This window comes from Pseudoalteromonas sp. 2CM28B (assembly GCF_023161935.1).
In genome coordinates, this window is the sequence record NZ_JALNTH010000004.1 from 182,106 (window position 1) to 206,671 (window position 24,566).

The 24,566-nt window shown below is 41.3% G+C and carries 18 protein-coding genes; 5 read left to right on the forward strand and 13 right to left on the reverse strand.

Translation table 11 applies throughout. From position 1 onward, the window contains the following. A complete protein-coding gene (locus MTN96_RS07585) occupies nt 1-3,015 on the reverse strand; it encodes an EAL domain-containing protein (RefSeq protein ID WP_248531119.1) in 3,015 nt (1,004 codons plus the stop codon). A gap of 358 nt (nt 3,016-3,373) precedes the next feature. On the opposite strand from MTN96_RS07585, the gene MTN96_RS07590 reads away from it, so the two are divergent. Beyond that, on the forward strand, nt 3,374-4,531 hold the full coding sequence (locus tag MTN96_RS07590) for a chorismate mutase (protein ID WP_055253024.1): 1,158 nt from the start codon (nt 3,374-3,376) through the stop codon (nt 4,529-4,531). A gap of 104 nt (nt 4,532-4,635) precedes the next feature. On the opposite strand, the gene tyrA is transcribed toward MTN96_RS07590, so the two are convergent. From tyrA to ffh, 6 genes are all read right to left on the reverse strand, one after another. After that, the gene (tyrA, locus tag MTN96_RS07595) at nt 4,636-5,769 is read right to left on the reverse strand and encodes a bifunctional chorismate mutase/prephenate dehydrogenase (protein ID WP_248531120.1); all 1,134 of its coding nucleotides are present in this window, start codon (nt 5,767-5,769) and stop codon (nt 4,636-4,638) included. Nucleotides 5,770-6,020: 251 nt separating this feature from the next. Continuing rightward, a complete protein-coding gene (gene rplS / locus MTN96_RS07600; RefSeq protein ID WP_004587324.1) occupies nt 6,021-6,380 on the reverse strand; it encodes a 50S ribosomal protein L19 in 360 nt (119 codons plus the stop codon). Nucleotides 6,381-6,413: 33 nt separating this feature from the next. Beyond that, the gene (gene trmD / locus MTN96_RS07605) at nt 6,414-7,181 is read right to left on the reverse strand and encodes a tRNA (guanosine(37)-N1)-methyltransferase TrmD (protein ID WP_248531121.1); all 768 of its coding nucleotides are present in this window, start codon (nt 7,179-7,181) and stop codon (nt 6,414-6,416) included. Continuing rightward, the gene (gene rimM, locus MTN96_RS07610; protein ID WP_004587326.1) at nt 7,181-7,717 is read right to left on the reverse strand and encodes a ribosome maturation factor RimM; all 537 of its coding nucleotides are present in this window, start codon (nt 7,715-7,717) and stop codon (nt 7,181-7,183) included. Before rimM ends, trmD begins: the two co-directional genes overlap by 1 nt. A 17-nt stretch (nt 7,718-7,734) precedes the next feature. Then, nucleotides 7,735-7,983 carry a 30S ribosomal protein S16 gene (gene rpsP, locus MTN96_RS07615; RefSeq protein WP_004587327.1) on the reverse strand — a complete coding sequence of 83 codons (249 nt, stop codon included), beginning with the start codon at nt 7,981-7,983 and terminating at the stop codon, nt 7,735-7,737. A gap of 250 nt (nt 7,984-8,233) precedes the next feature. Next, nucleotides 8,234-9,613: a signal recognition particle protein gene (gene ffh / locus MTN96_RS07620; RefSeq protein ID WP_024031859.1), complete on the reverse strand. Its 1,380-nt coding sequence runs from the start codon at nt 9,611-9,613 to the stop codon at nt 8,234-8,236. A gap of 253 nt (nt 9,614-9,866) precedes the next feature. Between ffh and MTN96_RS07625 the strand changes: the two genes are divergently transcribed. Continuing rightward, nucleotides 9,867-10,673 (forward strand): inner membrane protein YpjD, encoded by an 807-nt coding sequence (locus MTN96_RS07625; RefSeq protein ID WP_024031858.1) that lies wholly within the window; start codon nt 9,867-9,869, stop codon nt 10,671-10,673. A 61-nt stretch (nt 10,674-10,734) separates the two neighbouring features. Next, entirely contained in the window at nt 10,735-12,003 is a 1,269-nt protein-coding gene (locus MTN96_RS07630; RefSeq protein ID WP_004587330.1) for an HlyC/CorC family transporter, read from the forward strand. A gap of 62 nt (nt 12,004-12,065) precedes the next feature. Here the strand turns inward: MTN96_RS07630 and MTN96_RS07635 are convergent, their stop codons facing one another. Both MTN96_RS07635 and gshA read right to left on the reverse strand, forming a co-directional pair. Then, nucleotides 12,066-12,677: a transglycosylase SLT domain-containing protein gene (locus MTN96_RS07635; RefSeq protein WP_024031857.1), complete on the reverse strand. Its 612-nt coding sequence runs from the start codon at nt 12,675-12,677 to the stop codon at nt 12,066-12,068. Between the two features lie 133 nt (nt 12,678-12,810). Continuing rightward, nucleotides 12,811-14,397, reverse strand: coding sequence for a glutamate--cysteine ligase (gene gshA / locus MTN96_RS07640; protein ID WP_248531122.1), 1,587 nt, complete (start codon nt 14,395-14,397; stop codon nt 12,811-12,813). Between the two features lie 617 nt (nt 14,398-15,014). Here gshA and MTN96_RS07645 point away from each other — a divergent pair. After that, nucleotides 15,015-16,562: a methyl-accepting chemotaxis protein gene (locus MTN96_RS07645; protein ID WP_248531123.1), complete on the forward strand. Its 1,548-nt coding sequence runs from the start codon at nt 15,015-15,017 to the stop codon at nt 16,560-16,562. Between the two features lie 46 nt (nt 16,563-16,608). Here MTN96_RS07645 and clpB read toward each other — a convergent pair whose 3' ends face one another. The 3 genes from clpB to rluD all read right to left on the reverse strand — a co-directional run bounded on the left by clpB (nt 16,609) and on the right by rluD (nt 20,991). Then, complete coding sequence (gene clpB / locus MTN96_RS07650; protein WP_004587334.1) at nt 16,609-19,185, reverse strand: ATP-dependent chaperone ClpB; 2,577 nt, start codon at nt 19,183-19,185, stop codon at nt 16,609-16,611. A gap of 97 nt (nt 19,186-19,282) precedes the next feature. Further along, complete coding sequence (pgeF, locus tag MTN96_RS07655) at nt 19,283-20,014, reverse strand: peptidoglycan editing factor PgeF (RefSeq protein WP_055253021.1); 732 nt, start codon at nt 20,012-20,014, stop codon at nt 19,283-19,285. Next, a complete protein-coding gene (gene rluD / locus MTN96_RS07660) occupies nt 20,014-20,991 on the reverse strand; it encodes a 23S rRNA pseudouridine(1911/1915/1917) synthase RluD (protein WP_004587336.1) in 978 nt (325 codons plus the stop codon). Before rluD ends, pgeF begins: the two co-directional genes overlap by 1 nt. Before the next feature lie 141 nt (nt 20,992-21,132). Between rluD and MTN96_RS07665 the strand changes: the two genes are divergently transcribed. Continuing rightward, complete coding sequence (locus MTN96_RS07665) at nt 21,133-21,897, forward strand: outer membrane protein assembly factor BamD (RefSeq protein ID WP_024031852.1); 765 nt, start codon at nt 21,133-21,135, stop codon at nt 21,895-21,897. Between the two features lie 278 nt (nt 21,898-22,175). Here MTN96_RS07665 and MTN96_RS07670 read toward each other — a convergent pair whose 3' ends face one another. Continuing rightward, a complete protein-coding gene (locus tag MTN96_RS07670; RefSeq protein WP_248531124.1) occupies nt 22,176-24,398 on the reverse strand; it encodes a TonB-dependent receptor in 2,223 nt (740 codons plus the stop codon). Between the last annotated feature and the right edge of the window lie 168 nt (nt 24,399-24,566).

The following is a 24,566-nucleotide window of genomic DNA, read 5'->3' on the forward strand; positions in this document are numbered from 1 at the left end:
TTATTTGCTACTAGCAAGGTTAGGCGCATCGTTTAATTTTTTGTATAACGCTGGCAGTTCGCTCTCAGCAATCGGTTTGCAGTAATAAAACCCTTGCACAATATAACAATTATTATTTTGCAAAAACTCTACTTGTTCAATCGTTTCAACCCCTTCTGCAACTACGTCTAATTTAAGCTTTTGCGCCATGGCTATAATAGCGGCGGTAATTTCCATGTCATTAGAATCTGCAGGGATATCTTTTACAAACGAGCGGTCAATTTTTAATATGTCGACCGGGAATCGTTTTAAGTAACTTAGCGACGAATAGCCAGTACCAAAATCATCAATCGATATTGAAATACCCAGTGCTTTTAGTTCGTGTAACTGCGTAATGGCAGCTTCAACATTGCCCATTAGCATACTTTCGGTAAGCTCCAAGTGTAACCGCTTAGCACTTACCCCGGTTTGTTTAATAATACTGCTGAGCATGGGCACTAAATTAGCGTCTTTAAACTGACGTGCCGATAAATTAATAGATACGTTGTTATCTCGTCCATCTTGCGCTAAACGCACCGCAAAATCGCACGATTGCTGTAATACCCACTCACCGAGTTCAACAATGAGTCCTGTTGCCTCAGCAATAGGAATAAACTTGGTCGGCGATATAAGCCCTTCTACAGGGTGGAACCAGCGTAGTAGCGCTTCATAGCCTACAACGTGCTGAGTTAATGAGTTTATTTGCGGCTGATAATAAACCTCAAACTGTTTTTCTTTAATTGCATGGCGTAATTCGTTTTCAATGAACAGCCTTTCATTGGCAGCCGCGTTAAGCTCTTGGCTATAAAAGTGGTAAGTATTACGCCCTTTTGCTTTTGCCTCATACATTGCTAAATCAGCATGTTTTAAAAGCTGATCTTCTTCTAGGCTATCGTAAGGGGCCATTGTAATACCGATACTGGCGCTGACTATTACTTCGTTATTGCCAAGCTTTATAGGCACATTAAGTGTTTTTTGAATAGTATTTGCGACATCACTGGCATGCTCTTGGCTTTCAATACCACTGAGTAATACAGCAAATTCGTCGCCCCCTAGGCGGGCAATTGTATCTTCGGCGCGTAAGCGTGTTTTAAGGCGGTTAGCAACTTCAATTAGTAGCTGATCGCCTGCATCGTGGCCTAACGTATCGTTAATGCGTTTAAATTCATCTAAATCAAAGTAAAAAAGTGCAAACGCATAATGGCCGCGCTCAGCCAAAGCCATTGATTTACGCAGCTGCATTCTAAAAAAGGTTCGGTTTGCTAAGCCCGTTAACGTGTCAAAGTACGCAAGCTGCTCCATTTTGCGCTGGCTTTCTTTAACAAACGAAATATCTTGTGCGGAGGCTACATAACTGGTGATCTCACCGCCGTCTTCGCGAATAGGAGAAACACTTAACGATACCCAAATAGGCTGTTTATCATTGCCCTGAATCAAGGTATCACCACGCCAGTAGTTTCTACTGCGAAGGTCGATATTGATATCTTCAACCAAAATGGCCATCTCAGATGCGATAATATTCAACAGCGGCGCGCGGTTAAAGTGGCTCTCTGGGTAGCCTGTCATCTCAAGCATTTTGGGGTTAACGTATTCTATAACAAAGTTTTCATCGGTGATCACCACACCGGTTCCTGAGAAGGCAACGGCTTTAGAGAGCCTATTAGCGGCTTTCTCGGCAATTTCTTTTTCTGTAATTCGCTGGTTTAACCCATCTATAAGCTTACGAATTTCTACGGTCATATCTCTAAATGAGCCGTTTAGCGTGCCTATTTCGTCTTTGTTCTCTGGCGGGAATTCGGTTAGTAATTGCCCTTTACCAAAGCCAGTAACTGCATGTACTAATGTGTGAATTCTGCGAAGCACTAGCTGATACAGCGCTTGGTGTAACAATAAGGCAACCAAGACCGCATAAAGCACAAACAAGCCAAAAAACTTCAGTTTTAAATCTTGCAGAGCAGAGAGCGTTGATGAGCGTTTTTTATAAACCCCAATATACCAGTCTAATTTATCAATTTTACGAATATTAATAATGTGTGCTTCATCGTTTTGTACAAACGAATTAGCATACTCTGGTAATTTCATGGTAATTGCTTCATTTATAATGGCTTGCAATTGCGGATTAACAAATTCGTTTGTTGTTATTGTTTTATCTTTGCTGCCATAACTTGCTTGTAGCGCCGGGTTAAGACTCGGGTGCGCAAGCAGCTGGCCTTTTTTATCAAATACCAGTAAATGTTTTTCTTTATCGCCCACAGGTAAAAATGAAATCAGCGTGTTTAAATCTATATCGCTGCCGGTCACGCCTAAAAATTCATTATCAACATACAAGGGGACAAGCAAACTAATAACCCATTTATGCCATACTTTATCGTAATAAACCTTAGACCAAACGGGTTCTCTGCTGGGGTTTAAATCACTTTGTACATACTTAAATGTTGCACCATTAGAGCCTCTGAGTTCAGCCGGTGCGTTTAACGCCCAATTGGGAGGCGAGACACGGATGAAATCGTCTTTGGTGATCATATAAAAATTAAAAAAGTCGTGAATTAAGGTTGGTGAAATGACTTTCCATAACGACTCTGAGTTATTAAATAAACGCTTATAAAAAGGAGAATAATGCTGCTGAGGAAGAAATGCGGCTGAAAGGCCGTCGCTCGATGCACTGCGTATAGTGCCGTCGCTATTAAATTGTAACTGGGTTTTGTTAGATAAATTGATTGCTGAACTATCACTAAATAGCTGCTCCGACACAACATTATTAGCCTGTTTGGCAACGACTGATTTTGTTTTGATTAGTGCGTCAAATTGCCTGATAAGTAATTCGGTGGAGCTTTTAAGTACTTCATGCTCTTCGAAAACTAATTGTTTTTCTTCAGATTTAAGCATCAGCGCGGCAGCGCACACACCGGCAATTAAACAAATTGCAGATATAAGCAACGACAGCTTTACACTTAAAGAATTTAGTCCAAAACGCGATGGAGGGCGTCTATACACCACAGGCCAACCTTACTATTTTAGTTGTTGTTATTTTTAGCTAATACCTGAAATATACCAGATCCCTATTCATATTTATAAACTATTTGTAAATTTTATCTAAATGTTAGCTAGGAGCTGATAATTATTCATTATGTCTATTTAAACTGGCTTGCTTGTTGACTTTGCTAGTAACACCTCATACATTAACAGCATGAAAATTATCTTATCTTGCACTTTTTTTTCTTTTTTTAGCTTCTTTATATAAAAGAGGCTGAACTGTTTGTGAGATAAAATCAATCGAATAGCAAAGCCTCCCACTTGGGAGGCTTTTTTGTTTTAGTTGCACTAAGCAACTTATTTTTGGAATGAGGAAACCAAAATGACCAACGATGTTTTAAACGCGCTCAGACACGATATTAACGAAATAGACTCCGATCTATTGGTGTTATTAGCTAAGCGCCGCCGTATTAGCCATGGTGTTGTTGAGTATAAAATTGCGAATAACAAACCGATTCGTGATGAAGCGCGCGAACTAGCCTTACTCGAAAAGCTGATTGGTTATGGCAAGTCGCTTGGTCTAGATGCGTATTATGTAAATAACGTTTTTCAAACCATTTTGGAAGACTCTGTGCTGCATCAGCAAGCCATGCTGCAAAAAAACTTAAACCCCGATGCATTAAGCGAAACACATCGCGTTACTTATTTAGGCGGGCAAGGCACGTACAGTCAGCTAGCGTGTCATAAATACTTTAGCCGCCGCCCTGGTAAGTTAGTCGAAATTGGCTGTACCTCGTTTGATGAAATTACGGGCAAAGTAGAAAATGGCCAAGCGGATTTTGGTTTGCTGCCTATAGAAAACACCAGCTCGGGCAGTATTAACGAAGTATTTGATTTATTACAGCATGCTCAAGTATCAATTGTAGGTGAAGTTACACACAGTGTAGAGCACTGCTTACTTGCCACGCCAGATACCGAATTAAGCCAATTAACTAAAATTTATGCCCATCCTCAGCCATTTGCTCAATGTAGTCGCTTTTTACAAGGCCTCGGTGATTTACAACATGAAACCTGTGATTCAACCTCAAGTGCTCTACAGTCAGCTTTAAATACGCCAAATAGTGCGGCTATTGGCTCAGCGCAGGCAGGTAAAAACGTTGGCCTTGAAGTGATTAAATCAAACCTTGCGAATCAAAGTGAAAACCACAGCCGCTTTATCGTTGTGGCGCGCAAACCTCTGCAGGTATCTAAACAAATACCGACTAAAACCAGCCTTATTATGGCCACTAAACAACAAGCAGGTTCATTGGCTGATGCGTTAATGGTGTTTAAGCAACATCAAATAAACTTAGTTAAACTAGAGTCTCGTCCTGTACCGGGTAACCCGTGGGAAGAAGTGTTTTATGTGGACTTAGAAGCAAACCTTGCCGATAGCCAAGTACAACATGCCTTAGAGGAGCTAAAAGAGCATACTCAATATGTGCGCGTTTTAGGCTGTTATCAAAGTGAGTCTTTACAAGCTGTGAGTGTAAATACCTAACCTAACACGCAAATACTAAAAAGGGCCTAAGTAGGCCCTTTTTTAATCGCTCATTTAAAATGCTTTCAACGTATAGCTTAAGTAACTACACATTTTTAACCCTTTTAATCTAATACCTTGGCGTCATTTGCTTTATTTAGCAGGCTACGGCTTTGCGTTAAAAAGTGCGCGGTAGAATCTGAAAAATACGCTTTAGCATCAGCAAATGCATCGATGAGTGCGCCTTTATCTCCCGCTTTTAGCTTTTCAAGAGTTTGTGCAAAGGTCTCTTGGTATTGCGCTAATAAACTCTCAACATTATCAAACTGGGCCAACATTATATCTGAGTATAGCTCAGGAGATTGTGCAAATAAGCGCCCTACCATCATCAGCTCTAACTGATAAATAGGAGACGAGCAGCTTCTTAGTTCCTCAAGCGTATGGCTTTGCTTTGCTAAAAACTGCCCATAAACAAAGGTCGTTAAGTGGCGCATTACTTGTATTATTTGCATTGCTTCATCATGCTTTTTAGCATCTAGCTCTACAAGTTGGCAACCCCATACTTGCAACTGCTGTAGTAAGCCTTTTGCAGCATCATGCGCTCGGCCTTCACACACAACAACGGTTTGTTTAACCCAGTGAGAAATATCAGGGCCAAACATAGGGTGCAGGCCAACAACGGGCCCAGAGTGCGCCGCCTTTAATGCCTTAATGGGTGATTGCTTAACTGAGGTAATATCAACAAGCAAACAGTCATCATCAAGTTTAGGTAGCTTAGCAACAACGGCCTCAAGTGCATTGATAGGCACACTGATCATCACTAATTTTGCGCCAGTTAAAATGGCTTTAGCATCGTTTTGCTGATCTTTATCTAAAATCTTAACTTCATAACCTGAACGAATAAACTGCTGAGCAAATAACTGGCCCATTGCCCCTTGCCCACCTACAATTACAATAGGTGATAAATCAGGGGCTGCACAGGCAAGTTTAGCTTGTTGGTTTTGATAGGCTTCGCGCATCATGCGCCTTAATATGTCTTCAACAAGTTCAGGGCTGACTCCTTGTTTAATCGCTTCATCACGACGAGCCGCTAGCAAAGTAGCTTCTCTTTCAGGGGCATGCAGGGGGGCGCCATTTTGCTGCTTAATAGCACCAATTTTTTGGGTTATTGCATTTCGCTTTGCAAGTAAAGCAACTAATTGCGCATCGCACTCATCTATGCCATCTCGTAATTGTGATAAATCACTTAATTCAGCCACGTTTCTCATTCCACCTATAAACAACTCATTTCGTAAATATATATTTACATTTAAGTAAACTAATCAATACGTTAAATACTAACAGGATCAAGTATGGGTTAAAAGGCTAATGTAACAACGAGAGTGAAGATTACTTAATACAGAGGGATGCTTTTGTGAAGAGGTAGTATGTTATTTAATGCTTAAAAACCAAAACGGGTTGCAACCGTGAGGCTGCAACCCGTTTTCTTTGCGTTGATAAACAGCGCGTATTAGTTAAGTTTTTCTCTAATACGTGCAGATTTACCAGAACGCTCACGTAGGTAGTAAAGCTTAGCACGACGAACCGCACCGCGACGCTTAACTGTTACGCTATCAATAAGAGGGCTGTGCGTTTGGAATACACGCTCAACACCTTCACCGCTCGAAATTTTACGAACTGTGAATGCTGAGTGAAGACCACGATTACGCTTAGCGATTACAACACCTTCAAAGGCCTGTAGACGCTCTTTGTTACCTTCTTTTACACGTACCTGTACAACTACTGTATCACCAGCGCCGAATGCTGGTACGTCTGTTTTAAGCTGCTCTTCTTCAAGCGCTTTAATAATATTTTGGTTTACTTTTGCCATTATGTTTCTCACTTTCCTAGGTGTAACTGTCTTCTAGCCACAAGCTTTTTGGTACTCTTGCTGAAATTGTGCGAGTAATACCGCTTGCTCCTCAGTCAGAGCTAGGTTATGCAACAAGTCAGGACGTCGTAGCCAAGTTCTGCCTAATGACTGCTTAAGCCGCCATTTTGCTATCTCTTGGTGGTTTCCACTGAGTAGTACAGCAGGCACCTGTTTGTCGTCCAATGTTTCTGGCCGTGTATAGTGAGGACAATCTAGCAAGCCATCCGAAAATGAGTCTTGCTCTGCTGACTGGTTATGACCTAACACGCCTGGCACTAATCGCGCTACTGCATCAATTAATGTCATGGCAGGTAATTCACCACCACTCAAAATAAAATCACCAATTGACCATTCTTCGTCAACGTATGACTCTATTATTCTCTCGTCTATACCTTCATAGCGACCGGCAATCAAAATCAGCTTTTCAGAGTTTGCGAGTTCGCTAGCCCCTTGCTGATCTAATTTGCGCCCTTGCGGGGACATATAAATTACTTTTGCGCCATCACCTGCCGCTTTTTTAGCTTCAAGAATGGCTTGTTTTAATGGTTCAACCATCATTAACATACCTGGGCCGCCCCCGTAAGGACGGTCATCTACGGTTCTGTGCTTATCTAAAGCATAGTCACGTGGATTCCAGCAGTTAAAGTCAATTAAGCCATTTTTCACTGCGCGACCAGTGACACCTTGGTGTGTAATAGCATCAAACATGTCTGGGAAAAGGCTTATCACCCCTACCCATAATGAACTAGTTTGAGTCATTAAAACCCAGGATCCCAGTCTACGGTAATTTCTCTCGCTTCGTATTTAACTTCTTTAATTACTGAATCAGTTAAAAAAGGAATCAAACGCTCAGCTTGACCAAATGCATCTTTACTGTTTGCCTTAACAACCAGTACGTCATTCGATCCTGTCTCCATCAGGTCATCAACAGTGCCTAAATTGTAACCTTTATCAGTTACAACCGACATGCCAATGAGATCTCGCCAATAAAACTCGCCTTGCGGGAGTTCTGGTAATTGCGCTGAATCAACAGATATTTCTGCATGGGTATAAGCCATTGCTTCGTCTCTGTCGTTTACTTGCGCAATTTTAGCGATAAAGCCTTTGTTGTGGCGACGCCAGTCGACCACTTCTAAGGTCTGCCATTTACCTTGTTGCCCTATCAACCACGGGCTGAAATCGAAGATCCCTTGGGGATCATCAGTAAATGAATGTACCTTAAGCCAGCCCTTTATACCATATGGGGCACCGAGCTTTCCTACGACAATAATTGATGAGGTGTTCTCTTGACTCATGGTTACACTTACGCCTATTAAGCCGCTTTACGAGCGTCTTTAACTAACTTAGCTACACGATCAGAAAGACCTGCGCCCTGACCTACCCAGTGATCAACACGAGGTAAATCTAAACGAAGTTTTTCTTCTTGACCTGAAGCAATTGGGTTAAAGAAACCAATTTTCTCGATGAAGCGACCGTCACGCGAGAAACGGCTATCCGCAACCACAATTTGATAGAAAGGGCGTTTTTTAGCGCCACCACGTTGCAAACGAATAGTTACCATACCGTCCTCTAAATAGATTGACTGTTTTCATTAATAAGATTTACTCCCCAGTATGGGGAGCTGGGGAATTGTACGAGTTTTTAGCAACAATGCAAGTAAGAAGTGAAGCAAAAAGCCACTTTAGTAGGTTAAACTGTGATCTGAGCCACAATTAATAGATTATCATGCACCACGCGCATAATTTATTCAACAAAAAAGGGCCAATTAGCCCTTTTGTTATACATTATATAGCGGCTATTTAAGCGCTACATTAAAATTTAGGGCCACCGCCACCCATCATTCCAGGTGGTAACATGCCTTTCATGCCGCGCATCATTTTTTGCATGCCGCCTTTACCTTTCATTTTTTTCATCATTTTTTGCATTTGCGTAAACTGTTTTAGCAGTTTATTTATCTCTTGTACCTGTGTACCAGAGCCTGCGGCTATACGTTTTTTACGAGAGCCTTTAATAATCTCAGGACGCGCACGCTCTTGTTTGGTCATAGAGCTGATGATTGCTTCCATTTGAATGAAGGTTTTGTCACCCATTTGGCCTTTTACAGCATCGGGTAAGTTTTGCATACCAGGCAGCTTATCTAGCATCGACATCATGCCACCCATATTTTTCATTTGCTTTAATTGCTCTGCAAAATCATCAAGGGTAAAGCCGTTGCCTTTAAATACTTTTTCAGCGACTTTAGCTGCTTTTTCCTTATCGACTTTCATTTCGACTTCTTCGATTAATGAAAGTACATCCCCCATGCCTAAAATACGCGATGCGATACGATCGGGATGGAAAGGCTCTAGTGCATCTGTACGCTCACCCACACCCATAAATTTAATTGGCTTGCCGGTAATATGACGAATAGATAAAGCAGCACCACCGCGTGCATCACCATCTGTTTTAGTTAAAATAACACCGGTTAGAGGTAGCGCTTCATCAAATGCTTTAGCGGTATTCGCCGCATCTTGACCCGTCATTGCATCAACCACAAATAATGTTTCGATTGGGTTGATTGCTTTATGAAGGTCTTTAATTTCGCCCATCATTTCGTTATCTACGTGCAAACGGCCGGCGGTATCAACTAAAACAACGTCTATAAATTTCTTTTTAGCATGAGAAATAGCAGCGGTGGCGATATCTACTGGCTTTTGCGAAATATCACTTGGGAAAAAATCCACGTCAACTTCGCTGGCAAGTGTTTCAAGCTGTTTAATAGCCGCCGGACGGTATACATCGGCACTAACAACTAGCACTGACTTTTTCTTACGCTCTTTTAAAAACTTAGCAAGCTTACCAACACTGGTTGTTTTACCCGCACCTTGCAAACCAGCCATCATAACAACAGCTGGCGGCTGTGCATTTAGGCTAAGCTCTTCGTTGGCTTCACCCATCGCTTTTTCAAGCTCTTCGCGCACTATTTTTATAAATACTTGGCCAGGGCTTAAGCTTTTAGTTACTTCAACACCTACGGCACGTTCTTTAACTTGCTTTACAAACTCGCGAACAACAGGCAACGCAACATCAGCTTCTAAAAACGCCATACGTACTTCACGTAGCGTGTCTTTAATGTTGTCTTCTGTTAAACGGCCGCGGCCACTAATATTTTTTAAGGTTTTACCTAATCGTTCTTGGAGGTTCTCAAACATGTAACGGTTCCGATAAGACGTTTATATTGACCCAATAAGCTCACGCTTATTTGCATTTTACTTATTAGATGGGAGCAATAGTATTAAATTTCAATTAAAAACAGTATACCGTAAATGATGGCGCACAATACAGTATTGAAGCACAGCTTATTGAGTTTCTTTTTTTAGGTCTATGCAATTGCTTTGCTATAAAATACAATGTGCTTATAACAACAAGAATTATTTGACTCTAATTATAAGTGGCCCAAGCACAATGCTGATTATTAGTTTAACTATTATTGCCAGTTTATTTTATGTGTTAGCAACGTCTCACGTGTTAACACGCCTGTTTCATCAACAAGGTCCTAGCCAAAAGGTAACGGTTATTTTAAGTACCGTGGCTATACTAGCGCACATGCTGCTGTTGGTTAATTCGGTGTTTCGCTCCGACGGGCAAGATTTAAGTATTGTTAATGTTGCACTGCTGACCTGCTGGGTTATTGTGGTGTCGGTTACTGCGGTGTCGTTAAAGTTCCCTGCTACATTGCTGTTACCGGTTGTCTATGGCTTTGCAGCCCTACTCACCATTGCAAGTTTGTTTATACCGCACCATATTTTATTACAAAGCTTTAATATTGAAATAGGCCTTATCACACATATATCGCTATCACTGTTAGCATATTGCGTGTTAATTATTGCCACTTTATACGGCGTGCAGTTTTACTTTATTGATAAACGCTTAAAACGTAAAGATTTAGCAATTGTGCATAGTCATTTGCCACCATTAATGGTGGTAGAACGTCAGCTCTATCAACTATTAAACTTAGGTACGGTGTTACTTACCTTTGCCTTATTAACGGGGTTTGTGTTTTTGGATGGGATGTTTGCAAAAGAATTTATCCATAAAACCATTTTATCGCTTGTCGCATGGGTTATTTTTGTAACTGTGGCGCTTGGGCATATGAAAAAAGGCTGGCGTGGAAAACCTGTGGTTATTACCATCATGGTCGCTGCATTTATCCTCACACTTGCTTATTTTGGCAGCCGTTTTATACAAGAAGTGGTGTTAAATAAGTTTTAACTTGACTCTGTCAGCTCACTCTAGCTTAATACGCATTGGTTTATAAAAAAAGGATCCATCGTTGGACGACATATCGACAAGTACCTTGTTTATCATTTTAGGTTTATTGGTGCTTTTTTCTGCTTATTTCTCGGGTTCAGAAACCGGGATCATGTCAATTAATCGTATACGCTTGCGCCACCTTGCAAAAGAGGAACATCGCGCAGCTAAACGAGTCAGTAAATTACTTAGCCGTCCTGATAGACTCATTGGCCTAATATTAATTGGTAACAACCTTGTAAATATCGCTGCTGCCCAGGTAGCTACTATCATTGGTATTCGTTTATACGGTGATTTAGGTATTGGTATTGCAACCGGAGTGTTAACGCTAGTGGTACTAATATTTGCAGAAGTAACCCCAAAAACGCTTGCTGCGTTGTACCCTGAAAAAGTAGCCTTTCCAAGCTCTATAATTCTCAAAGGATTACTCAAAATACTATTCCCGTTTGTGGTTGTTGTTAACTGGATGACCAACGGTATTTTACGTCTATTTGGTATCAGCTCAGCACAAATAGATGAGCACAGCATGAGTAAAGAAGAGCTTAAAACAGTGGTGAATGAGTCAGGCGCATTACTGCCAGCTCGTCACCAAAGCATGCTGACCTCTATTTTAGACTTAGAGCAAGTGACCGTTGAAGATATTATGATCCCTCGTAACGAAATAGTGGCGATTGATATTAATGACGATTGGAAGCTCATTAGCCGCCAATTAACTCATGCTCAGCACACCCGTGTATTACTTTATCGCGACAATATTGATGACGCGGTAGGTTTTATCCATTCGCGTGACGCTCTTCGTCTTTTAACCAAAGAGCAATTTGATAAACCGTCATTATTGCGTGCTGTACGTGAGATTTACTTTATTCCTGAGGGGACGTCCCTAAATACCCAGCTATTAAAGTTCCAACAATCAAAAGAACGTATTGGTATAGTGGTTGATGAATATGGCGACATACAAGGTCTCGTAACCCTTGAGGATATTCTTGAAGAAGTGGTTGGCGATTTTACTACCACGCAAACACGTACGCCAAGTGAAGAAGTGACCACACAAAGCGATGGCTCTTACCTTGTTGATGGCGGCGCTAACGTGCGCGACTTAAACAAAGAGATGGGCTGGGAGTTTCCTCTTGATGGCCCTAAAACACTCAGCGGTTTAATTGTAGAATACCTAGAAGATATTCCAGATGCTAATTTAAGCCTTAAAATAGCCGGCTACCCTGTTGAGGTGTTAGAGGTAAAAGAGAATATGATCAAACAGGTAAAAATTAAGCCAAATCAACGTAAGTTGTAAGTGTAAATAATGCATTAAAAAAAGGAGCCTTGGCTCCTTTTTTTTGCTTTTAAGATATGTAGTTAGCCAAAAAGCAGTCGCTCAAACCAGCCTTTATCAAGTTCCTCTTCACAACGTTTAAGCTGCGCACCATAACGGCTTGCGCGGTGTTTTACTTTATTAGCAACACTCATTAGCCACTTTTTCTTTTTATAGGTACCGCGCTTATAACCGCCCCACCCTTCGTGATAATTTAAGTATTGGGCGTAAGCATCCCATTTAGAGATACCATTTACTTTATGTGTTTTATAAACAAACCATGCCATAAAGTCGATTGCATCGTCAAAATCATCTCTATCAGCCCCACTGTTACCCGTTTCACGAATATAGTCAGACCAAGTTGGAGTTTTTGCTTGTGAGTACCCGTAAGCATCACTGGCACGCCCAGTTGGAATTATCCATAAAAAATACTCCATGGGTGGTGCGGCATCATGACGAAACGAACTTTCTTGGTACATCATGCTCATAAGAACATGTTTAGGTGAGCCCCATTTTTCTTGTGCATCTTTTGCATCAAAGTACCAGTCTGACTTTTCTTCAAAAATTTTACAAAGATCATTAGGTTGCTTTGGCGGCGCAGTGGCACACCCAGCTAAAGAGAGGGCAAAAGATAAAATAATTGCATTTTTTTTCATTTTTATAAGATCTCACTGAACTTTTTAAAAAAGCGTGGGTCTGAGTATATGAATGCAGCAGTATAGCATTGTTTCATCCCTGAAGAATATTTACGCAGCCACCTTGGGCTGCGTTTTTTTTGCTTAAAAAAGCTTAAGCGGGTGCTTTGGCATTAAAATATTCATCTAAAAAGTCAGTAAAGCTTAGCGTGTCGGCGCTCTCTATTTCTTCTCGCGCTTTATCCGAGAGTACAACTTGTTGCTCTAGCCATTCTTTAGAAAACACATTGTAGTTGGCGTGCGCATGGCTTTGCTTATATTTATTAGCCAATTGAATAGCAAATAAACCGTTATCTATACCCGCACTTTCTAGCTCGCGCACATAACGCCCTGAAAAAGTCAGCGCTGGGTTATCAACCCAAGTAGCCATTTGTGCGATGGTTTCGCTGTAATAGGTCACTCCATACGCCTTATCCATATGCTCAGCGACTTCACTTAGTTGGTCAAAAATTTCTCTCCCCCAACTTTGTAACGTACGCTGTTGGTTGTTGTCGTTAAGCATAACACCTAACTGACGCCCCTGATTAACCACTGTATCTAAATTCTCAGTGCTGCGGGCTTGCTCTTTCCACTGCATTTCTGGAGAGTCTTTTAACAAACAATACGTTAAAAACACATCTAAAAAATGAATTTGCTCTATATCAATGCCGGTTTCACTAAACGGGTTTACATCCAGCGCTCTAATTTCAACATATTCAATGCCTGCTCTTAATAATGCATCCGTTGGTTTTTCACCACTTTTAGCATTACGTTTAGGGCGGATCGGCGAATAAAATTCGTTTTCGATTTGCAGAATATTTTTATTAAGCTGCTTAGGTGTTGCTGTGGTGTAGTCATCAATATCGCCGTATAAGTCAGAAGGCGTGTTGATTGCTTTTTTAAGCCCAGAAACGTACTCATCAAGCGAGTTATACATTACGCGTAATGAAGATTGCGCACTGTTGGTGTAACCTAAATCACCCAAGCGTAGCGCGGTTCCTACTTCTAAATAAAGTGTGCCTTTACCTAACTTTTTAAACGGTAGGTCAGTTTTGCGCCCTTGTAAAAAAGAATTACATAATGCAGGTGAGGCACCAAACAAGTAACTAATTAACCAAAGCTCGCGTTTAAAATTACGAATAAGCGCTAAATAACCATCCGAAATAAATGCTTCTAGGCTTTGCTCACTTTGCTTTAAGGTGTGTAAAGATTGCCAAAGTGTTTCTGGAAAAGAAATATTAAAATGAACACCCGCAATCGCTTGCATCATACTACCGTAACGGTTTTTTAATCCTTCACGGTATAGGGTTTTCATACGCGCAGTATTTGAGTTACCAAATTGAGCCAGTACGATATCATCTTGATCTTCAATAAAGCATGGCATACTGATGGGCCATAAAAGCTCATCACCCATGTGCTCAAGTGTAAACTTTTGCAGGTCTTTTAATTGCGCTAAGGTTTCTGTCGCTGATTCACTAACAGGGGTAATAAATTCAAGTAATGACTCTGAAAAGTCGGTAGTAATATGTCCGTTTGTTAATGCACTACCTACGCCTTTAGGATGTCCTAAAGTGGAAATGGCGCCATTACCTTTAATACGCAACGACTCTCGCTCAATACCACGTTTGATCCCTTTAATTGCGTGCTGATGCGGTGTTGCTGATAACGCGTTTAGCGCGCTAGATAAATCATGTATAGTCAAAAAATGCTTCCTCGGCCACGTGGCTTAATCTTAGGGTTATGGGGGCTAATTGCCCATACTCAAGATTAAATTGTTAAGAACAATATAATTTTTCAAAATTTTTAGCTATTTACCCTGTTGAGCATGCGCTTGATACAATAAGCATCAACCAGCAAGCTAATCTTGCCACTGCTCACGCTAATATACAATCGCTTTGCTAGGGCGTGTTGGCCTTTGTGAATTGAAATTTGTTTGAACTAAGGGCGATTCAATCGCAGCGCGATATTTGTAACCTAATGGGCTCGATAACTGCCCTGCGTTATTCTAATGACTTACATCCATGTAAGAATAAGTAAAAACCGAACAAAGCTTTCGCGTCCTGCTCTTACTCCTTGCCTAAAAACCAAACACACTACTGTAAATTCAGCCACCAAAAATCAACTCGCCCCAAAACATAAAGACCCTGAATTAATAGATTACTCTTCATAAGCTTTAACATTTTAAACGCAGTATTTGATATAGATCATAAAAAGTCGCAATTTTGATGACAATTTTATTTAGCGCAGCGCCTTTACTTCACCTCTTTTTGTTTACCCAATACAATGACAAGTTAATTAAAAAGGATGGTTAAAACTAACATGCGTCATAATCAAAGCTTAATAAATGAAGAGGTTCACTTTAGTGATGCTCAGCAATTGGTATCCACAACCGATTTACGAGGAGTCATTACGTATGCAAATAAGGCATTTTGCGATGTAGCAGGCTTTAGTGCCCAAGAACTCGTTGGTAAAAATCATAATATTGTGCGCCACCCAGATATGCCCAAAGCAGCATTTAAAGAAATGTGGAGTACGCTAAAAAGCGGCCACTCATGGCGCGCCATAGTAAAAAATCGATGTAAAGATGGGCGCTATTACTGGGTTGATGCATTTGTAACCCCTATCTTTGAAGGTGATCAGTTAGTTGGCTATCAATCTGTACGTACAAAACCAGATAAAAAACATGTTTTAACAGCCCATAAACTATACGAAAAATTAAATAGCGGTAAAGCCGCTTTTAATTTTAAAGAACGCACACACTTGCGCCAAATCCTTACGTTAGCCATTGTATTTAGCTGGCTAATAATGAGTGGGTTTGCCTTTTCAACCATAGCAGCGGTTATCAACGTATTAATTTGCGTGCTTATTTTGGCCTTAAACTATCAAGAGCTAGTGGCAACCCCTGCTAAATTAAACACCTATAAAGAGCATTCTGACTCTATCTCGCGCTATGTTTTTTGCGATAACTCACCGCTAAGTGTGAGTGACTATAAAGAGCAAATGCTACTTGCTAAGCTCAGAACTGTATTAGGGCGCGTAAAAGATGCTACCTATGCCTTTAATAACATTGCTGAAAACCTAGATGATAAATCGTCGCTCACCGAAAAAGGCATTGAGGCGCAAAGCACACAGCTTACACAAATCGCCACTGCTATGGCGCAAATGACCGCCACTATTGGTGAGATTTCTAATAGTACAACAACTACCGCCGACAAAGTTAATTCTACTCAGCACAGCTGCGCGGATATAAAACAACATATTGCTGATAATAAAAAAATGGTATCTGAGCTGGCAACTCACGTAGATCATGCTGCCAATACGGCTAATAACCTCGCGCAGGAAGCAGATAAAATAGGCCAAGTAATGAATGAGATAGAAGGTATTGCTGAGCAAACTAATTTACTAGCGCTTAATGCTGCAATAGAAGCCGCAAGAGCAGCCGAGCATGGCCGTGGTTTTGCCGTAGTTGCTGATGAAGTACGTGCCCTTTCATCTCGTACACAAAGTGCTACGGGGCAAATTCACAGCTCGATTAAAGATATACAAGATACATTAGTTAATTGGTCAAAGGTAATGCAAAGTACAAAACTACAAGCTGAGGGCTGCGTACAAACAACCGAGCAAACACACCAAGAGCTCGATAGTATATTCAATCAAATTAGTGAAATAGCTTTGCTAACAAATAGTATATCGACGGCTGCAGAGGAGCAGCAGATGGTGAGCCATGATATTGCTAATAATGTAGATAATATAAAAGAGGTGAGTAACGAAAACTTAGCTTTAAGTTTTGACGTTGCTAAAGATGCCGCAGAATTAGTTGCCGGCTCTCAAAAAGTAAACAACCTACTTTATACATTTAAAGTATAAAGCAAGGCAATAAGCCGCCTGCTTAGCGGCTTATTGTGCGTCTGTATTAGCGTTTTGAAAAAATCAGGCCTTGCTCATTTGCATCTATCACGACAATATCACCAGGGTTGTACTCCCCCCCTAATAGCTGCTGAGCCAGTGGGTTTTCAATTGTTTGCTGAATAGCTCGTTTTAATGGCCGAGCACCGTAAACAGGGTCGAACCCGCTAGAGGCAATTTTTTCAAGCGCCGCATCACTGATCTCTAATAAGTAGCCCATTTCTGTTAAACGCTCACGCAATTTAACAAGCTGAATATCGGCAATTTCTTTAATATGCTCATTGGCAAGCGGATGAAATACGACAGTTTCATCAATACGGTTTATAAATTCTGGCCTAAATTCGTTAACGAGCACATTCATAACTTTGCTCTTAAGCGTTGCGTAGTCGTTTGTACCCGCTTGCTCTTGAATAATATCTGAGCCTAAATTTGAGGTCATAATAATAACCGTATTTTTAAAATCAACCGTACGCCCTTGCCCATCAGTAAGGCGGCCATCATCGAGTACCTGCAATAAAATATTAAATACATCGGGATGCGCTTTTTCTATTTCATCAAGCAAAATTACAGAATAAGGCTTACGGCGAACGGCTTCGGTTAAATAGCCGCCTTCTTCGTAACCAACATAACCGGGAGGCGCCCCCACTAAACGTGCTACAGCGTGTTTTTCCATAAACTCTGACATGTCGATACGCACCATGGCATCTTCTGTATCGAACATAAAACCTGCAAGCGCTTTAGTAAGCTCTGTTTTACCCACCCCAGTGGGTCCTAAAAATAAAAATGATCCTATCGGTCGATTAGGATCGGCAAGCCCCGCACGAGAGCGTCGTATCGCATTCGCGACCGCAACAACTGCTTCGTCCTGCCCTATCACTTTACTGTGAAGTTGCTCTTCCATTTTTAACAGTTTTTCTCGCTCACCTTGCAGCATTCGCGATACTGGGATCCCGGTCCAACGAGAAAGTATTTCTGCAATTTCGTCCTCGCCTACTTGGTTTTTTAGTAAGCTCATTTCTTGCATTTCAGCTTGCGAGGCTAAATCAAGTTTTCGCTCAAGCTCTGGAATTCTTCCGTATTGCAGCTCCGACATACGCTGTAAATCGCTTGCTCGGCGGGCAACCTCTAAATCAAGGCGCGCTTGTTCAAGCTCAGCTTTAATTACTTGCGTGCCTTGTAACGAGGCTTTTTCTGCATTCCATACTTCATCAAGCTCTCGGTATTGCGCTTCTAAGTCGGTAATGAGCTGCTGCATTTCGCTGCGCCGCTTTTGGCTTGCATCGTCTTTTTCTTTAGCTAAAGCGTTATCTTCAAGTTTTAATTGAATAATACGGCGCTCAAGCTTATCTAAAGACTCAGGCTTAGAATCTATTTGCAAACGAATTGACGAGCCAGCCTCGTCAATTAAATCAATGGCTTTATCTGGTAATTGTCGGTCACTAATATAACGGTGCGATAAATGCGCAGCGGCGACAATTGCCGGGTCAGTAATATCCACCGAGTGATGTAACTCGTAGCGCTCTTTTAAGCCGCGTAAAATGGCAATGGTGTCTTCAACTGAGGGCTCTTCAACCAATACTTTTTGAAAACGACGCTCAAGTGCGGCATCTTTTTCTATGTATTGGCGGTATTCATCAAGCGTAGTGGCGCCCACACAGTGTAGCTCCCCTCTAGCAAGCGCTGGCTTTAACATATTGCCAGCATCCATAGCGCCATCGGTTTTACCTGCGCCCACCATGGTGTGAATTTCATCAATAAATAAAATCACTTGGCCTTCTTCTTTAGCCAGCTCGTTGAGCACCGATTTTAAACGCTCTTCAAATTCACCACGGTATTTAGCACCCGCCACCAGCGCGCCTAAATCTAGCGATAAAACACGCTTACTTTTTAGGCCCTCTGGCACTTCGCCATTTATAATGCGCTGCGCTAACCCCTCAGCAATGGCCGTTTTACCTACCCCTGGCTCACCAATAAGCACGGGGTTATTTTTAGTACGACGCTGCAAAACTTGAATCGTGCGACGGATTTCGTCATCTCGCCCAATAACGGGGTCGAGCTTACCTTGCTCTGCGCGCTCGGTTAAATCAATGGTGTATTTTTCAAGTGCTTGTCGGGTTTCTTCGGCGTTGGGGTCATCGACCTTTTGGCCACCGCGAATTGCTTTTATGGCACTTTCTATTTTAGTTGCAGTGATATTAAGCGCTCTAAAAATATCACCTAAAGGGCCTTTGTCGTCACAGGCAGCTAATACAAATAATTCGCTCGAAATATACTTATCTTTACGTTTTTGCGCATATTTATCACATAAGTTAATAAGCGAAGCCATGTTATTAGAAAGCTGTACGTCGCCCCCTACTCCTTCAACTTTAAACAGCTTTTCTATTTCTTGAGAAAGCTTGGTGTTGAGCTCATCTGCACTCACGCCTGCTTGTGCAAGCAAGGCGCGCACGCTAGAGCCATTTTGCTGTAAAAGCGCATACATTAAATGTACGGGTTCAATAAATTGATGATCGCGCCCTAATGCTAGCGACTGAGCATCTGAAAGCGCAGATTGAAATTTACTTGTGAATCTATCTAAACGCATGAGGGTTTACCTATTTAATAAACTAATTGCTTAATAAATGGGTATGTTAATAGAATTGTTCAAGGTGTTAAGAAGAATATTGTGGGGAAATAGTGTTTTATTTGCGCCAGATCAAACTTGCCATACGTCCTGTTTTACCTTCTCGCCGATAAGAGAAAAACAATGATGGCTGAGAAACAGTACAATAATCGCCTCCGCTAATATTAATAACGCCTAATTGCTCAAGCTCAATGCGAGCGATTAGGTAAATATCGCACAAGTATTTATTATTGCTTTGTAATTTAAACGCCTCTTTAAACAACGAGGATTTTGCAATAAATCGCGTAGCAACCTCGGCGCCCACTTCAAATTGCTCAGCACCAATAGCAGGCCCAAGCCACGCATATATTTGCTTACTAGGCGCGCTAAAACAGGCAAGCGTATTTTTTATGATCCCTTTTTCAAGGCCGCGCCAACCACCATGCACTGCTGCAACTTCATGGCCATCATGACTTGCAAACAGAATAGGCAGGCAATCTGCACTCATAATAGCAAGAGGCTGATTTTTAACTTTTGTATACAACGCATCAGCACTGTGTAATGTTTGAAAATTAAAATCTGCATCAACGCAGAGCACATCGCCACTATGCACTTGATTAAGCCACAGTGGCGGGTTTGGCAGGGATTGCTCAACCAAAGCACGGTTTTTTAGCACATGCTCTGGATCATCATCAACATGTAGGCCTAAATTTAAGCTATTAAAAGGCGGCTTTGACACGCCGCCTTCTCGTGTGGTACTGAGCGTACCTACCGAGGTTAAATTAGGCCAAGGTGCTGACAAAAAAGCCATTAATACTCTATGTTAGGGTTAGCTTTGGTATCTTCTCTAAGCACCTGAGTCATTGCCACCATGTCATCTGGAATAGGCGCTTGCCAGGTCATCATCTCGCCCGTAATAGGGTGCGCAATACTCAATTTTACTGCGTGTAAGGCTTGGCGATTAAATGTACGTAACATTTCAAACAGCTCTGGCGTAGCACCTTTAGGTGGACGAGGACGCCCGCCGTAGGCTCTATCACCAATTAACGGGTGGTTTATATACGCCATATGAACACGAATTTGGTGTGTACGGCCGGTTTCTAGGCGAAGGCGTAAACGTGTATGAGCACGGAATTTTTCAGCAACACGGTAATGTGTAATAGCAGGCTTACCCATTTCGTGAACTGCCATGTGTGTACGCTGCGTTGGATGACGGCCAATCGGCTTTTCAACCATGCCACCTGCGGTCATAGTACCATTACATAAAGCTTCGTATTCACGCGTAAAGTTTTCGCGTTTTTGCAGTGCTTTAACTAAATGTGTTTGCGCCTGAATAGTTTTAGCCACCACCATTAAGCCTGTGGTGTCTTTATCTAGACGGTGCACAATACCTGCACGCGGTACGTTAATAATATCCGGAAAATGATGCAGCAATGCATTTAGCACTGTGCCATCTGGGTTACCTGCACCTGGGTGAACGACTAGGCCCATAGGTTTGTTGATAACCAAAATATCATCATCTTCATAAACAATGTTTAATTTGATATCTTGTGCTTCGTATTCGCGTGGTGCTTCAATGCTGGTTTCAACATTTACAACTTCACCACCGAGTAGTTTTTCTCGTGGTGTGTTATAGATTTCACCGTCAACGGTGATTTTATCATCCAATATCCATGTTTTTATACGTGAACGTGAATAATCAGGGAACAATTGCGCTAATACTTGGTCTAGACGTTTACCACCTAACTCGGTAGGAACCTCGGCTTGAAGTGAAATTTGTTCTGACATTAGTAACTTTACCCAATTTACCAGTGCAAGCTGTGCCTGACTGGGTTAGAATCGCTTTTAATAAAAGCATAATATAATACGCATAGTTTACTCGGTTTTACCGCCGTGGCCTAGCCGAAGACATCGAAGGTAACAAATAAAATGATAAATAAAATAGGGAAACGTGCATTCGCCATTGTTTTTTCAGCTTCTGTACTTACTTTAGGGGCCTGTTCTTCTGCGCCTGACCAAGAAGATATCCAACGCGTTCCTAACAAATCTGCACACGCTTTGTATGAAGATGCAAAACAAACGCTCGACTCAGGTTTATACGCCCGTGCAATTGAGCTGTTAACCGCTATTGATTCACGCTACCCATTTGGCCCTTTCTCAAAGCAAGTACAAATGGATTTAGTGTATGCCCATTACCAATCAGGTAATACAGAGCAAGCATTAGCGACCATTGACCGCTTTATTCGTTTAAACCCAAACCACAAAGATTTAGATTACATGTACTACATGCGTGGCTTGGTTAACATTAAAGCAGATAAAAATGCCTTCCAAGAGTATTTTGGCATAGACAGAGCTGACCGCGATGCAAACCGTACACGTGTTGCATTTACCGATTTATCAACGCTTGTAAAACGCTTTCCAAAGAGTGATTACGCACCAGAGGCTAAACGTCGCTTAGTGTGGCTTTTAAACCGCATGGCGCGTTACGAGCTAAAAGTGGCTAATTACTACTACGAACGTGAAGCTTACCTAGCGGCCGCTAATCGTGGTAAGTACGTTGTTGAGCATTACTCGCAAAGCAGCTATTTAGAGCCTGCACTTGAGATGATGGAAAAAAGCTACGAAAAGCTTGGCCTGACAGATTTAAGTGAGCACGCAAGACTAACGCGTGAATACAATGAATCTAACAAATAAGAATGGCAGAGGTTTTTATTTAAACCTATGTTGATTGTTTAAAAGCCCTCTCTGAGGGCTTTTTTATTGCCTAAAAATAGGTTTTGTTGGTGGCAGTGGCACTTTTTAATACTTAGCGGTTAGCCATCGCACCACACTGAATAGATCAATAGCAATTGCACTACACGCTTGTATAGCGCTTTTAAAAAAGGGATTCACTATTGATCTAAGTTTTGCTTTTTACAGGTGGAAAAAAAGGTAAGCCTAAGCTTACCTTTTAATTAACTCATTGCGGGTTATTAAAGCTCAAAGTCTTTTTTGAATTTTAAACCAAACTCGCTACGGTCATTACTGCGCATTACACCAACAAAACCTGACTGTTGTAAACGACCTACATCGTAAACCTCATTTAATACGTTTTCACCGTATAAGGTTACTTCCATATCGCCATAAGGGTTAGTGTAAGAAATATTAAAACCAACTAATTCACGCGAATCAATAGTCTCGCTTTCATTGTAAACCGACTGGCCTTGCATTTCGCTTCTGAAAGAGTAGTTAGCGTTAAATGCGACGGTTGCACCGCTGTCTAAATCCATAAAGTAAGAAGGGGCAATCATTACAGTCCAACGTGGTGTTAATGCTGGTGAATCACCTTTACCAATACCTTGTACGCCTGCATCTACTTCTGTAATTTCAGAATCTAAGTAACCTACAGAGCTGCGAATTGTGAAATCGTCTGTAATGGCAACGGTAGTTTCAAGCTCAATACCTTGCGCTTTAGATTCACCTGCATTTTCAACAATCGTTACAAAACCACCGCCTGCAGTAGGGTCAGAAAATGGTAAAGCAAGGTCAGTGTAATCTGTTACAAATACAGCCAACATCATAGATACATTTTCATGTACCTGACCTTTTAAGCCCATTTCGTAGTTAATTGCTTTAGTTTCATCAAACGATACAAACTGATCGGGGCCGCCAAATGGACGTGGAGGGAAACCGCCTGTTTGGTACCCTTTTTGAATTTGACCATATACATTCATGTTATTGCTGATTTGATATGATGCGTTTACATCCCATGTTACAGCGTCAAACTCTGCACTTACGTATTTACGTTCAGCAAATGTTGGGAAAATCGCATCGGCATCTTTCTCATCTTTTGAGTAACGAAGGCCACCACCAATACTTAAATCATCTGTTAAATCGTAACTTGTATTAAAATATACAGCATATGAGTTTGTTTCTTGGTTAATTTCAAAATCGCCATAGCCACCAAATGAAGGTGTAACACCATCGTTTAATAAGCCATTAGGTGTATTGAATGGGCTAAATACAAATGGACCTGAACGTGTAAAGCCATCTTCATTAAAGAAGTAAAGGCCTGATACAAAGTCCATATTGTCGTAAGTCGCATTTAGTTGAATTTCAAACGAGTATTGGTCTGCACCACCCTCTTCTGGGAACTCAGATAAGTTAAGAGGTGACGCATCATCATCAAGTCCACCTTCGTATTCAGAAGTACGGTAACTTGAAATAAATTTAGCCGTGTACGTATCATCAATTGCCCAATCAGCAGTAAATGACGTACCCCACCCTGAGTAAGACGTAGATTCAATACCAGCAACGGTAGTGCCTAAATCATCTGGGTCAGATGGGATCATATCCTGTGTTAATAAAGGAAAGTCACCATTAAATACATCATTTGCATCAAGCGGCTCAGTTAACTCAATAGTGTAAGGCGATTGACCCGACTCATTATCAACACCGTCAAGTGAAAAAGTAAACGCTAAATCGCTATTGGCTTGCCATTTAAGGGCTATGCGACCGCTAAACTCTTCTTCTTCACCAATTTCTTTTTCTGGGTTAGCTAAATTGACAGCTTCACCCACACCATCGCGCGTTTTGTATGATGCACTTGCAGACATACTTACTTCATCTGTTAGCGAGTTATTAAAGTATACATCGCCAGCAATACGCCCGCGGCTACCAATTTTAGCTGTAGTTGAAACAATCCCTTCATCACCTGGTTGCTTAGTAATTACATTTACTGCGCCACCTAAGGTATTACGACCATATAATGTACCTTGTGGTCCACGTAGAACTTCAACACGCTCTACATTTGGTAACGATAAGTTTGACCCCATTTGACGGCCTAAGTAAACACCATCTAAATAAACACCTACACCCGGATCGGTTGTAATTATGTGATCTTGTAGACCAATACCACGAATAAATACAGAGGCATGCGCCGCATTACCTACACCGTAGCGAGTGATATTTAAGTTTGGAACGTATTTACCAATATCTTCTAGGTTACTCATATTGGCTTTATCAATTAGGTTAGCACCAATTGATGTGATAGCGGTTGGAGATTCAAACAAGCTCTCTGTACGTTTACGAGCTGTAACTTCGATTTTTTCAAACGCGTCTTGTTTTGCTGTTGTTTTAGCTTCTTCAGCATTTACTGAGGTAGTTAGTGCAGCGACAATTGCGAGGCTTAACTGTGAGAGTTTGCGTAGTTTCAAAATATTCTCCAAAGGATACCGTATAATTTAGTTATGCGAACTTATTGGCTTGGGCAATAAGTTTTGGGCATAAAAAAAGACGCCTAATAGCATCTTTCCTCTGGAAGGGTATTATATTACATATTTGTGAAGAAATGTATAAAAATTTTCATTTAATAAACATACAGG